The sequence below is a fragment of the Planctomycetaceae bacterium genome (genome assembly GCA_041398825.1).
Taxonomy (GTDB): Bacteria; Planctomycetota; Planctomycetia; order Planctomycetales; family Planctomycetaceae; genus F1-80-MAGs062.
In genome coordinates, this window is sequence record JAWKTX010000001.1 from 174,006 (window position 1) to 187,080 (window position 13,075).

Annotated in this window: 10 protein-coding genes; 8 read left to right on the plus strand and 2 right to left on the minus strand. The window is 53.4% G+C overall.

All coding sequences use genetic code 11. The annotated features are described in order from the left end of the window. Window positions 1–140 precede the first annotated feature (140 nt). The 5 genes from R3C20_00620 (at window position 141) to R3C20_00640 (ending at window position 6,396) form a co-directional block, all read left to right on the plus strand. Window positions 141–1,721, plus strand: a complete 1,581-nt coding sequence (locus R3C20_00620; protein MEZ6038975.1) for a HAMP domain-containing sensor histidine kinase — start codon at window positions 141–143, stop codon at window positions 1,719–1,721. A 169-nt stretch (window positions 1,722–1,890) separates the two neighbouring features. Beyond that, complete coding sequence (locus R3C20_00625) at window positions 1,891–2,079, plus strand: hypothetical protein (protein ID MEZ6038976.1); 189 nt, start codon at window positions 1,891–1,893, stop codon at window positions 2,077–2,079. 760 nt (window positions 2,080–2,839) lie between these two features. Further along, window positions 2,840–3,403 (plus strand): hypothetical protein, encoded by a 564-nt coding sequence (locus R3C20_00630; GenBank protein MEZ6038977.1) that lies wholly within the window; start codon window positions 2,840–2,842, stop codon window positions 3,401–3,403. An 11-nt stretch (window positions 3,404–3,414) separates the two neighbouring features. Further along, window positions 3,415–3,951 carry a HEAT repeat domain-containing protein gene (locus R3C20_00635; protein ID MEZ6038978.1) on the plus strand — a complete coding sequence of 179 codons (537 nt, stop codon included), beginning with the start codon at window positions 3,415–3,417 and terminating at the stop codon, window positions 3,949–3,951. Window positions 3,952–4,194: 243 nt separating this feature from the next. Next, entirely contained in the window at window positions 4,195–6,396 is a 2,202-nt protein-coding gene (locus tag R3C20_00640) for a glycosyltransferase family 39 protein (protein MEZ6038979.1), read from the plus strand. A 9-nt stretch (window positions 6,397–6,405) separates the two neighbouring features. Here R3C20_00640 and R3C20_00645 read toward each other — a convergent pair whose 3' ends face one another. Then, window positions 6,406–8,139 (minus strand): serine/threonine-protein kinase, encoded by a 1,734-nt coding sequence (locus R3C20_00645; protein ID MEZ6038980.1) that lies wholly within the window; start codon window positions 8,137–8,139, stop codon window positions 6,406–6,408. Window positions 8,140–8,460: 321 nt separating this feature from the next. On the opposite strand from R3C20_00645, the gene R3C20_00650 reads away from it, so the two are divergent. The 3 genes from R3C20_00650 (at window position 8,461) to R3C20_00660 (ending at window position 11,366) form a co-directional block, all read left to right on the plus strand. Then, on the plus strand, window positions 8,461–9,012 hold the full coding sequence (locus tag R3C20_00650; protein MEZ6038981.1) for a glutaredoxin family protein: 552 nt from the start codon (window positions 8,461–8,463) through the stop codon (window positions 9,010–9,012). A 221-nt stretch (window positions 9,013–9,233) separates the two neighbouring features. After that, window positions 9,234–9,704 carry a response regulator gene (locus R3C20_00655; GenBank protein MEZ6038982.1) on the plus strand — a complete coding sequence of 157 codons (471 nt, stop codon included), beginning with the start codon at window positions 9,234–9,236 and terminating at the stop codon, window positions 9,702–9,704. 363 nt (window positions 9,705–10,067) lie between these two features. Beyond that, a complete protein-coding gene (locus R3C20_00660; GenBank protein ID MEZ6038983.1) occupies window positions 10,068–11,366 on the plus strand; it encodes a class I SAM-dependent rRNA methyltransferase in 1,299 nt (432 codons plus the stop codon). A gap of 18 nt (window positions 11,367–11,384) precedes the next feature. Here the strand turns inward: R3C20_00660 and R3C20_00665 are convergent, their stop codons facing one another. Beyond that, window positions 11,385–12,818 (minus strand): redoxin domain-containing protein, encoded by a 1,434-nt coding sequence (locus tag R3C20_00665; protein ID MEZ6038984.1) that lies wholly within the window; start codon window positions 12,816–12,818, stop codon window positions 11,385–11,387. Window positions 12,819–13,075 lie beyond the last annotated feature (257 nt).

The window sequence follows — 13,075 nt, forward strand, 5'->3', positions numbered from 1 at the left end:
CCAATGGCAGATCCTGCCGGTTTCCGTCTTCACGGAGAATTGTTCCTCCGATAGACTACGGTGGCTGGCATCAGAGCAAGGAGACTCGGCTGCTGGCGTCCCGTCCGGGATTGGTGTTTCGTGTCGGCAGGGAGGTCCGCGTGTTTCTGGTCCGCACAATTCGTCGCCGGCTCGTTTCTGGCTTCCTTGTCGCTCTGCTTTTGATGCTGTTTCTCGCAGGAGCGGGCATTCTGGGTGTCGTTTGGCATCAGGATTCCGTTGATGATCTGAACTTTCTCCTTTATCGAAGTCCAAATCGCGATCACCTCAGTATCGCAATCCATCGAGTCAGCAGTCAGTTGTTCCAGCAACTGGATCTTTCACAGCCGCAGGCCGTGGCTATTCTGCAGTCGAACTATGCGATGCGCGTTGATGCAGCATTCGCGGAACTCGCAGAATTTCGGGGGCGAATCGAGAAACTCCCTCATTCGCCGGAACTGTACCAGCAACGCAATCATGTGCTGAGTCGGCTTGATGGGACGGCTGGTGAACTGGCAAGGCTTGCCGCGCTGGGGCCGCGAATCCCTGTCGTCAAGACCGCGGAAGACAGGGCGTCCCTGGAGAACCTGCGCTCGTATGCTCAGGTCATCGTTGGCAAAGCGCAAAATCTTCTGGACCACCTGCCCGCGTACGAGCAACGGCACTGGTTGAAGCAATCGCTTGAGAAGGAAAAACGCCGATCGGATCGACTTCTGCAAGTTATCCTGCTTGTTGCCGGGACTTCAATCGGCGTTTACTCCCTCACAATTTTCCTTGGATTTCGCTGGGTGTCTGCTCCCTTAAGAGCCATTGCCAAGGATGCCATTCGGATCGCGAATGGGGACAACTCATTCCGGGTTCGGCACCCATTCCGATGGCACGATGAATTCGCCGACCTTGTCGATGGAGTCAATTGCATGGCTGATCGCTTCCAGCAGTCTAAGGAAGACCTGCAGGCCATGGTCAAAGAGAGGAGCGAACAACTTGTGCGTTCTGAAAGGCTGGCAGCGGTTGGTTTCCTGGCCGCTGGAGTCGCCCACGAGATCAATAACCCACTGTCCATCATCTCCATGGCATCCGAATCCATCCAGATGCGGATGTACGACTACCCAGATTGCTCTCCTCAGGATGTGGAAGAAATGCGTGAGCGTCTGGCAATGATTCGATCAGAGTCTCGCCGATGTGGCGAAATTACCCGCCGGATGCTGGATTTTTCCCGTCCCGAAAAATACGAAATGAGTGTTGGTGACCTGACTCGAGTTATTCATGAAGTCATCGAGATGCTCAGTCATCTGGGGACTTACAGCGATCGCACGATCGAATTCCGGCAGGATACTCCCGTGACCATTCAAATGAATTCGACCCGGGTTAAGCAGATCATGTTGAATCTGCTTGCCAACGCGCTCCAGGCGACGGGGGCTGGTGGGCACGTACGTGTTTGCGTTCAGGAGCAGGTCGATTTTGTCAACATTGTGATTCAGGACGATGGAATTGGGATGGACGAAACGACGCTGGAACACATCTTTGATCCGTTCTACACGACTAAAGACACAGGGCAGGGGACTGGTTTAGGTCTCTTCATCACCCATCGCCTGGTCGAAGATCACCATGGGACGATTGTCCCGACCAGCGATGGTCGAGGGCAGGGCAGTACGTTCAGGATTCGACTGCCGCGTCGACAGCCTGTTGCAAATGCTGCATGAATGGGATCGACCACATTTGAGGGTTCTGCGGTTTTTTCTGCTCAACTCCTCATCCTGACATCAGGGGGGGGAAGGGGTGCAAAGATACTGGTATCCGCTGCCGACTCTGACTTATACTCATCGTGTTCCGGGTGTCTGGGCGAATCTTGAATTGCAGAGAGAGGTACAAATGGCATCGAAAGCCCGAAATATTGTTTTTGGCTCCATAGGAGTCGCGGGTTTCATGGTGATTGCATCCATCCTCGACATGGTGGTGGGGATGCCATTTGGCAGCCAGATGGTGCTTGATATCATGTTCATTCTTGCTGGCGCACTCACGATCTATATGGGTATCAGCTGCCTGAAGGAAATCAGGTAGCGACGCAGGTATCATAAAGATTCGCCTACTGAATTGACTCACTTGCCGCAGGGATCTCCATTCACACGTGGGATCACTGCGGTTTTTTGTTGCGCGGTGGGGCGTCAAATTCAGTATCCCGTATTTTGCAAGCGGAAACTCGAGCGAGAATTGGGAACTCAAAGGGTGCGTCAATACAGAGATCACAGACGGTTCGCGCGGAAAACCTTGCCAAACCCCATGCAGAGTGCCATTTTCGGGCATCCACGTTCAGGAAACGCGCCCTTTCTTCCGTGTTAGATTTCGCATCTTTCCTGATTGGTACAGGTGGACCAAAAATCGACGTAAGTAATTGGCGTACAAACAGCTTCGGGAATTCAAGACGCCTGAATTGCTTCGACGATAGACCTCTCCAGTCCCTCGGACTGCGACCGGCATACAGACCAAAGTAAGGCTGTACGTCGACAAGATCACACAGGTTAAAGACAAAGAATCGACTTTGATGCCTGTTGGAACGTTCGCAGGTTCTGAATTACAGCGACCCCTAAACAAGGTCAGTCTAATGCGCCGCAGGTCGAGGGTTTCGGCAATCTATGTTGCCGATGTTGTGAAAAACGTTAGGCGAACGTTTCGGGCAATCAGGGAGTCGAAGGAACGATTTCCTAGGGAAGGAGACACTTCAAGATGAAATGGATCAGGATGTTCAGTGCGGCGATTGCACTGTCCGGGATGATGGCTTCGGCACAAGCCGGGCTTTTCGGATCGGGTGGATGTAAGAGCTGTGGCTGTGCTGAAGACTGTCAGCCAGCCTGTTGTAAACCTACGATTGCGCGACCGTGTCACCGAAACGTGTACACGTATCAGCGTAAGTGTTCTGACATCAAGCCACCTTGCTGCGATAGCTGCTGTGCACCAGCCAGCTGCTGTGCTCCAGCAACAGCTTGTGGCGACGCATGCGGTAACGCCTGCGGAACTGGTTGTGACCCAACATGCTGTGCTCCAGCAGCTTGTGGCAACGCATGCGGTAACGCCTGCGGAGTTGGTTGTGACCCAACGTGCTGTGCTCCAGCAGCCTGTGGCAACGCATGCGGTAACGCCTGCGGAGCTGGTTGTGACCCAACATGCTGTGCACCAGCAGCTTGTGGCAATGCATGCGGTAACGCCTGCGGAGCTGGTTGCGATCCAACATGCTGTGCACCAGCAGTTTGTGGTGATGCATGCGGCAACGCCTGCGGAGCTGGTTGTGACCCATCATGCTGTGCACCAGCTGGCTGTGGCAACGCCTGCAACAGCTGCGGCGAAGGATGCTGCTCTCACGAAGACAGCTGTGAGATCGCCAAGTTGATCTACACATCGATGACCGCTTGCTACGCTAAGGATCGTCGCTCAGCAATCCACAAGCTGGGTAACCGATACAACTGCTGCTGCAACCCGGAAATCATGAACGCTTTCGTCTACGCGTTGAATGACTCTGACGAACGAGTTCGAACGGAAGCTGCTGACGAGATTGGTGACCAGATTCGCAAGAACAAGTGCTGCTGCAGCCCATGTGTTGTTGCTGCTCTGACCTGCTCTCTGGCTGACTGCGATCGTTCAGTACGTCGTCAGGCCGAAGAAGCTTTGGAAGCCTGTGGCTACGAGATCGTTGATGGCTGCTGCAACAGCTGTGGTGACACCTGCTGCCATGACGGTGGTTGCACCGCTGGCGGATGCACTGCCACACCAGTCTCAGCTCCTGTGATGGTTCAGCCACAGCCAACTCCAGCTGGTGACGTAGTTCCAGCTCCGGCTCCTCCAGAAGACCCTCAGGCATTCTTCCCATCTCGTCTGCACAACAAGTCGCAGGCGAAGACGAAGAGCAGCCTGGCCGGACTTTTCGGAATGGCTCGCTAGAAACGACTTGAGGCGACCTGCACCGACAACGGTGTAAAGACTGCCTCGCTGTAACTCAGAACAACGTGACGGCTTCCGGAAGCAATTTCGGAAGCCGTTTTTTTTTGTATTCACGTTGAGAATGCGATTTTGGTTACGCGGTCGAAATATCAGTGCCGTAACGTAACTGGAAGCCTATTCAATAAGGGTGTTTTCAAACAGGTCGTTGGGGTCGTTATGTCAGGAGAGGCCGGCAAAACCTTGGTGCAACGATCGTTGTTGTTGCTCTTTTGTGCTTTTGCAGTCATTTATTGCAGCCTCTTTTTCTCTCAGGTGCTTCCCAACAATCCAGGTATCCGCAGAGCTGATATTTGGGGTGTGCTGCTTGACCAGGTGTTGCTGACAGACAATTCCGGTACCGCAGCAGAAACTGTCCAGAATGACGCTTCCTCCCTGACTTCTCAGAATGCGTCATTTGCATCACGATTGCTTCAGCGGCAAAAAGTAATTGGTTCTTCGCTCCTCCTGCTCTTTTTTGCCTGGGGCTGCGGGCGAGCCATCGAGCGAGCTTTGCTGCAGGGCAGATCCGGCCTCTTGTGGTCCGAGAGGCTGGTCATTCAGTTTGGAACTGGCTTGTCTCTTTTGTCGCTTGCGACACTCTTTGCCGGATTAGCGGGGAAACTCAGTCCGGCAATGATACTGCTGCCCGCAGGACTGATTGCAATTGTTGCGGCGGTATACGGCCGAAAGTCTGCCGGGAATCAACGACAGGCAGACGATGGTCTGCCGCCGGTTGTTCCACTTTCGTTCTGGCTTCGCGTGGTGTTGACGAGTGGTGCTGTCATCTACGGTTCATATCTCCTGACAGGAGCGATGTCACCGCCGACCGACTTCGATGTTCGCGAATACCATCTGCAGGGTCCAAAGGAATGGTTCCTTGACGGGCGCATTCATTATCTGCGGCACAATGTCTACACCAGCTTTCCATTCCATACGGAAATGTTAAGCCTCGCAGGAATGGTGATCTCCGGCGATTGGTGGACTGGTGCAATTTCCGGGAAGCTGGTCCTTGGTACTTTCTCTCTGCTGACCTCGTTATGCGTCTACAGTATCGCACGCCGCCATGCGGGTCTTGTGCCGGCCATTCTCTCTACATTGATCCATCTGACAACTCCCTGGACAATGCGAATTGCACTGATCGCTTATGCAGAAGGTGCATTGACCTTCTATCTGGCCCTGACTGTGATGCTTTGCCTGATCAAAGAGGATGGCATCGATGCAGTCGGGGCGAGGTATCGATGGCTATTCCTGATCGGCCTGATGGCTGGCAGCGCGATGGCATGCAAGTACACGGGGCTTGTAAACGTGATACTTCCGTGCGTGCTGCTGCTATGCTGGCGAGTCGTCAGAATCGCTGTCGAGGGACCGCCGGACGTTCAGCGTCTTCGATTGAGCAGGATTGTTCGTCAACTGATGGTACTCGGGACTGGAATTCTGGTTACCGTTGGGCCCTGGCTGGCGAGAAATTTCGCAGATACTGCCAATCCAGTGTTCCCGCTCGCCTACAGTGTGTTTGGTGGTCCGGAATGGTCAACGGATGTTGATGTTCGCTGGAAAGCAGCCCATGGCCCATCAGAACGCGACGTGTGGCAGATCCCACGGCATGCAATGGATGCTGCTGTGCGAAATGACTGGACCAGTCCTTTGCTTTTTGCGTTCCTGCTGCCTTCGCTCGTCATGTGCCGGCATTCGAAAACGTTGACGACAATCTGGCTCCTGGTTCTCTGGCAGTTTGGGATTTGGTGGGGGTTCACTCATCGGATTGACAGGTTCTGGATTCCAGTCATACCACTGTTGTCGGTCACTGCGGGCTGGGCCTGGCACGCGTCTGAAACTCGAATCTGGCGACGTTCGTGCATCACAATTATTGCCGTATGTACTGTATTCAATCTCCGGCTTTGTACGTTGCCGCTGGTTGGTTTTCATGCGGGCCTGATGGACTTCGAGGCAGCCCGACAGATCCCGATTCGATCGGACTTCAGGTTTCTCAACGAACGATTGCCGAAGGACTCGCACGTGCTGATGGTTGGTGAGGCTCAGGTTTTCGATGCGAACTTCCAGGTGACATACAATACAGTTTTTGACGACAACATTTTCGAAGAATGGACCAGATCTGATGCCCCGTCGTTTGGTGAACACGGCGTAACTCACGTGATGGTGAACTGGTTTGAGGTACTCCGTTATCGGGTTCCCGGGTCATATGGCTACTGCGAGTACGTACAACCATCGAGATTCGAGAAGCTCGTGGAAGACGGCTGGTTATCAGAACCGATGGTGCTGATGTCGCGTCCGGTTGATTCCTTTTCAACACAGGAGCTGGAATTGATGCGCAGCTGGGCTGGCTACGATTCCATAAACATCTCAGGGCAAATCAATGGCATCATGTTGTACGAAGTCATTCGATGATGCAGGACCTTAGTAGTACCACACTGTGTAAACTGCCACTCCGACTGCACCGAGCAGAGTGATCACGGCGCACCAGAGGCCGATTCTGCCTGCCGCAGACTGTTCTTGCCGCGGAGAGGAACTTTGGTAGCGGCGGTGATAGAGGCCGCTGGATTTGATTCTGGAAATTCGCCGGGATGCGATTATTCCTTTTGAGATTTCTGCGGTGATGGATTTCTCTGGTTGCTGTATCGCCTCCGAACCCGGACGGGTAGCCAGTTGGGTTGTTTCGCGGCACTGATGCTCCGGGAAGACATCCCGAAGCAGGTCCTCGATCATGTCTTTATTGAGATCCAGGTCGGGTTGCATTGGCTCAGGCGAATCTGTTTGCAGATCCACGACTTTTGTCGCTGTTCGTGCGCCGTCCGGATGGAGTGGTGTCGTGTTTGAATGAAAGGAGCGTACGGGATCCGTCGGCTGATCAAAGGACCGTCCGGCAGGCGAAGCTGGCTCGGTCGGTCTGGCACCTTTCTCGTTGTCTCCTCTTTGCTTCGCCTGGTTGCCAGAGCCATGGTGCCGGATCTCACTCGGTTCGGCAGAGTGACATTGATTGTTTTTCCACAAATTCAATGGTTGGGGCCGCCGATCAAATTCTGCAGCATTTGCAGCAGCCAGCAGCCACGATTGCAGCCGATCGGCAACTGCCAGAGCCGACTGGATTCGATACTGACTGCTTTTTTCCATCATATCCTGAAGGAGTTCTGTCAACTGTTTTGGAACATCATTCCGGAAGTCAGAGACGGGCTTCGGTGTCTTTAACTGATGAGCCAGAATTCGCTGGGCGAGCGAGCCTTCATGAAATGGAGGGCGTCCCGTCAACAGAAAATAGAATGTGCAGCCAAGGCCATAGATGTCGGACCGAGCATCAGCAAGGTGGCTGTCCAGTGCCTGCTCCGGCGACAAGTAGTCAGCCGTGCCAAGTACTCTCTCGTTATAGTCTCGAGTCAGACTTTCCTCGCTGTCGTAGTCGTTTGCGAGCCCAAGGTCCAGCAGGCGAATCGTACCATCATCGTGCAGAAACAGATTTCCCGGCTTTATGTCTCGATGCACCAGACCTGTGTCATGAGCATGTTGAAGTCCACGTGCGGCTTGTTCGATATAGCTTGCGGCAAGGCGGCAGGGCAGGGGACCGTCGGCATTGACAATGTCGTAAAGGTCTCTGCCAGGCAGCAGTTCCATCGCCATGAAGTAGACGTCGTTCCTGCCGTCATTCTCTTCGTGCAACTGATAAACGCGAACGATATTCGGATGCTGAAGACGTACGGCAAGCTGAGCTTCTCGTTTGAATCGAGGCAGGTAGGAGGCCCGATGTGTTTTTGATAGAGGGAGCACTTTCAGTGCGTACCGTAATCCGGAGATTCGGTGCCGGGCGGCATAAATTGTGCTCATTCCACCCCGAGCGATCTTCTCCTCGAGGATATAGTCTCCCAGAAGAAAACCACGATGTTTACCCTGAAGCAGCTTGTCATTTTGCCAGGCGGTTACCCAGCCCTGGGTTCGCAGCCAGTGGCTAAGCTGCTCTGCAGAGGTCGTATTACAATCCCTGACGGCCGGGATCCCTGATGGAGACTGTTCGCTGACATCAGCCGAATAGGGCATCGAGCTGCTCAGCCAGGCGATCATTCTGGCGGTCTGTAATTCATCAAGCAGTTTGCTGCGAGATAATGTTTCGAGAAACGCCGGTAATGTGATTGTGCCGGACATCAGACTCTGAGATTGAGATAAGAGATGGGAGAGGACCAGGTTCGCGAAGCCGTCCCTTCATGTTCTCATGACTATGCCTGCTTTTCAAGCAGTGACGTCCGTGGCTCCATTTTAACGGCTTGTTGAATGAAGATGTTGTGCCGCTGCCGGCCGTTTGCTTTCGGATGGCTCATGCCTGCCGCGAAGGTATGCAAAGCAATCGGGAGGATTGAAATCTTGAGGCTCGGATGCTGGCGGTAATTTCGAAATTTGTCGTTCGGTTGATATGATTCGGGTTCAGATACTCACTCACGCCGATGTACCGTTGAACGATGTGGTTTTATGACCGATGAACCAGGAACGCAGGAAGATTCGTTATCAGATGCAGAAGCCGCTGCGTTTGCGCAACGCATGAACGGCTGGCTGGGAACCATTCTGATGGTCCTGGGCTCGATCCTCGCCGTGCTGATTTTCTGTGATCGTGCTGAGATGCACTTGTTCGATATGCCGGTTTTTTGGCATCAAATGCGGCCCTTTCATCTGTTGGTGTGCCTGATGATTTTTGGGGGAGCGGCGGCGATGCTGAAGACGCCTCGTCCAGAGGCAGTTGCGGCACGGCGGATGACGATTCATTCGCCTTTCAGCCGGGTGCGTTTCTACACGCGTCAGGGATGCCACTTATGCGACGAAACACTGAGCATTCTGCGTGAAGAGGCCAGCCTGCCTGAAATTGAAATCATCGATATCGACAGCAACGATCAATTGCAGCGACAATTCGGCGAGTCTGTGCCCGTGATCGAAATTGATGGCAGGATTAGATTCAGGGGTGGAGTTCAGCCGCTGGCGCTCAGGCGGTTAATCGAAGGCACTTTGGCTCAGCAGTCACGCTCGTAGGTGGGACGGCGGACACGTACTCCGGGCTCCTGTGGGTCAGCGTATTTCCGAAATCAGACAAGTGTGAGCATTCATTTTCGAAGTTTCGGCATTGGGCTATACTTCGCGGACCCGTGGAATAAAGTCGCTTCGCTGGTGGCAATTCTGTCGAGCGGATCTGAGTCAATTGGTCGGGCGGTGCAGGGCAGGGTTCTGCTGAGCCGAAACAGGAACACTTTAAGATGAGTAATCAGGAAATCGACATTTCATCGTCACGAGTTCTGATTGCGGACGATATTCAGCAGAACCGCGAGCTACTGGAAGCTTACCTCGCAGACGAAGGGTACGATATCCTGATGGCCAATGACGGTCATCAAGCCATGCAAATGGTTGACGAACACCAGCCCGACTTGATTTTGCTAGACATCATGATGCCTCGCATGAGTGGCTACGAAGTGTGTGCTCAATTAAAAGCGGACCCGTCTCGACGCGCAATTCCGGTCCTGATTGTCACCGCATTAAATGAAATGGGAGATATCGAAAAGGCTGTTGAAGCAGGATGCGATGATTTCCTTACAAAACCAGTGAACCGGCTTGAATTGCGAACTCGCGTGAAGTCGTTGCTTCGCGTGCGACATTTGGCGAATGAACGGGACCGATTGCTTGCATATCTCGAGGAAATGGAGCATCGCGTTCTGAATGAACGGTCCTAGAAGATTTCGCCGGTGAACTCTTGCAGCGTTTCTTTTCAAAGACGTTTTAATTGTCCCGGCTATCACCGGAATTTCCGGAGACGACCTTCACTTTGGCTTCGAGGCGAAAAGACAAACAGCGACGAGGAAGATGCCTTGTGAAATCAGGGATTGGGTTGGTCTCCACGCGGAACGGCATTTCCGGGGCCTCTGAAAGTCGCGACGGAAATCGTTTCATAGCTCGACAGGACCCGGGCGTCGCAAAAATGCCTCCCTGAATCAATTCATCTGACTTTCTTGAGATCGTTGAAATCTTTTCAACGCCTGTCGTGCTGCAAATTCAGACGTTAGCTAATACTCAAACAGAATCGAACTCATTGCTCCATGTCCGATGCTCAACCGAAGGCTGGTAATGAACTGCCGTCAGCCCCGTCATTGCCGACGGAGTTCAACATCCCTGCTACTTTGCCTGTTGCGTACCTGCAGCCTCGCCGAGCCCAGCCATTTTTCGGGCGACATCCATGGGTGTTTCCGGGGGCGATTCGCGGGTTTGAAGACGGCGCCGGGAGTCCAGTTTCAGAAGACTCAATTCTTCCCGGCACACCTGTCCGTCTCCTGACGTCAGAAGGGAAGTTTATTGCGACCGGGCTCCACAACAACAACAGCAGAATTCGATTGCGTCTGTACACTTGGAACGAAGCCGAGATGCTGGCCGGAGACTTCTGGAAACAAAAAATTGAAACTGCGATTGCCGCTCGACGCGATCATTTTGACTTAGCCAGTGATCGAACAGGTTGCCGCCTTGTGTTCAGTGAATCGGATCAGTTATCCGGACTGACGGTTGATTGGTACGCCGGTTTTGCACTTGTGCAGTTTACCAGTCTGGCTCTTTATCAGCATCGGAAACTGATTATCGACGCCCTTCAGTCGTGCACTGACCCCCGCGGTATCTGGCTCCGCACGGAGAAAGGAATGCGCGAGGCAGAAGGACTGGAAGCTGTCGATGGGCTGATCGCAGGGCAGGAACCGCCACGTCCTCTGTTCATCGAAGAGCACGGTGTTCAGTATGGGGTCGATGTTCAGCAGGGGCAAAAAACCGGCTGTTTTCTCGATCAACGCGACAATCGATTGGCAGTGAGCCGTTTTACCAGGAACGCAAAGGTCCTGGACGCCTTCTGTTTCTCGGGAGGGTTCGGTATCACCGCCTTAAAATGTGGCGGTGCTGCAAATGTACTTGGGATTGATTCTTCCGACGCTGCGATCACTCTGGCAGCAGCCAACGCAGAACTGAATGGCGTTGCGGGGCATTGCCGCTGGATGAAAGCGGATGTCAAAAATGCTCTCGAAGAATTAGCGGGGCAGGGCACAACCTTCGATGTCGTCATTCTGGACCCACCTCGCATGGCTCGAACCCGCGGTGGGATCGAACGAGCATTGAATGGCTATCTGCGTCTGAACATGCAGGGGATGCAAGTACTGAAACCTGGTGGGATTCTTGTCACATGCAGCTGTTCCGGGCTGGTTGCGCGGGAAGAATTTCGAGAAATGCTTGCAGAGGCCTCCCGTCAAAGTCGGCGGGCCGTGCAGATATTGGAAACGCATGGCCAACCAATGGACCATCCGGTAATGCCGACCTGCCCGGAAACTGAATATTTGAAAGTTTTCGTCTGCCGCGTTTTGTAATTTGTCCCGGCAGCCGAACTATTGCTGTGAAGGTGTTTTGATTTGTCGGGACACCACAGCATCCAGTTCACTCAATCCTCGGGTAGCGTCAACTTCGTAGAATCCTGCGTGATAGTGCGCTATCGTGCCGTCTCGCCCAATGACAATCCAAAGCGGCAGGTTGCCATTGGCGTCTCGTGGATCACCGAGAGCACGAAGGAGTGACCCGTCGTCGTAACCGATGGGATAGGTGATGTTCATGAATTCGGCCAGTTTCCGAGCCGCCCGTTTACCGCGAGACACTCCATCAGCCGTTTGCAGGTCCGCTCCGACGGCAACACCCACGACCTGAACTCCAAGCTTCTTTCGCTGATTGAATAAAAAGTCCAGATATCCTGTTTGGCCATACGGCTCCGCGAGCGGCTGGTCTTTGTAGTCCCAAAAGTGCAGGATGACGATTCGCCCCAGCAGATCCTGAGAATCCAGGGTTCCACCTGAGACAACGTTGAGCGAAAAGTCGGGGGCACGGGAGTTCAGTATCTCTCCGGCTCTCATCGTGGACGCCGCAATTCGCGTTTTTTCGGATTTCAGGCTGGATGTCAGTCGAAGTACAAGTTCCTGAAGTGGCGTGCCCTCAGAAAGCTGATGAAGTGTGGGTTGCACCTGAGCAGTCAGATCCGCCTGGCGTGGTGAGAGTTGTTTTAGCTGGGTATCCGGTCTTCGACCGAGGTTTTTCTGAAGTTGCAGCAGGAGTTCCATGACATTCCGTGTCCTGGCGGCGATCTCCTGCGGGAGTGTCGTCTGCCTGGTTTGGCGGATCTTCAGCAGAAACCGGTCCCCGCGGCCCATGAAAACATCTGCTTCAGCCTGCCACAACACTCCGGTGCTTCTGTCGACAAGTAATGACTGCTTTCTGCCCCGCTTCTCCGACGCTTCGATGAACCAACAGTCCTGCCCGGCTTCTCGACGAGGTTCCAAAATAGTGAGTTTCCATCCGTCAATCTCCCAAGAGGTGCCGATCCCGGCGTCATTCAGCAACTGCACATGAAGAAATGGCAGAGAAATGGAGTAGTCGTGACCGTCGTAGTTGTAAACAATATGTGGAACAGGGCCAGAGGATTCGCTTCCCGTATTGAGCCTGCCAAAACTTTCCGGCCATCCGCACCCAGTCCCGGCGTCATCGAGGACATGGAAGAAACTGTTTTCGGCGGAATTCAAAAGGGATGATTCGAAGCGACGAATGATGTCTCCGTCTCCGCGCCCTTGTAACAGTGTTCCACTGAATCGAAACAGAAATTGATCCGAGGCTGGTTCATCGGCCTCAGCAATTTGTGACGACGTCACCAGTGAAAATGTGACCAGTGAAAATATCACCAGGGAGTGTGTCAGAAACGCAGTCAATCTCATGAGTCCTGCAAACGTTCGACGTCGATCCGCACGGACGCTTAAACCATCGTGATTCAAATCCAACACTCTTGTAACTCCGGTCCAGGGACTGATTCTCGAGGTCTTGCAGGGGCTTCAGGCGTGAAACGGGTTCCTGCGCTTCAGGGTGAAGTCGGGAAGAAACGGATTCTCAGACAAATCCTGAGGCGTTTCTCGCTGCAACACGTGTTGTATTCTGGCAACAGATCGATACAAGAGTCGTCCAGTGCCGATTCTGTGTGCCGAAAAATAATGGTGGGACTATCTCAGATCGAACTCCGACACACAATTGCAGGTGTTCAGAA

What these genes read in the sequence shown, in the direction of transcription:
- R3C20_00625 (MEZ6038976.1), top strand. Translation starts at nt 1,891, where the DNA reads ATGGCATCGAAAGCCCGAAATATTGTTTTTGGCTCCATAGGAGTCGCG.
- R3C20_00650 (MEZ6038981.1), top strand. Translation starts at nt 8,461, where the DNA reads ATGACCGATGAACCAGGAACGCAGGAAGATTCGTTATCAGATGCAGAA.
- R3C20_00655 (MEZ6038982.1), top strand. Translation starts at nt 9,234, where the DNA reads ATGAGTAATCAGGAAATCGACATTTCATCGTCACGAGTTCTGATTGCG.
- R3C20_00645 (MEZ6038980.1), bottom strand. Translation starts at nt 8,139, where the DNA reads ATGTCCGGCACAATCACATTACCGGCGTTTCTCGAAACATTATCTCGC.
- R3C20_00660 (MEZ6038983.1), top strand. Translation starts at nt 10,068, where the DNA reads ATGTCCGATGCTCAACCGAAGGCTGGTAATGAACTGCCGTCAGCCCCG.
- R3C20_00635 (MEZ6038978.1), top strand. Translation starts at nt 3,415, where the DNA reads ATGACCGCTTGCTACGCTAAGGATCGTCGCTCAGCAATCCACAAGCTG.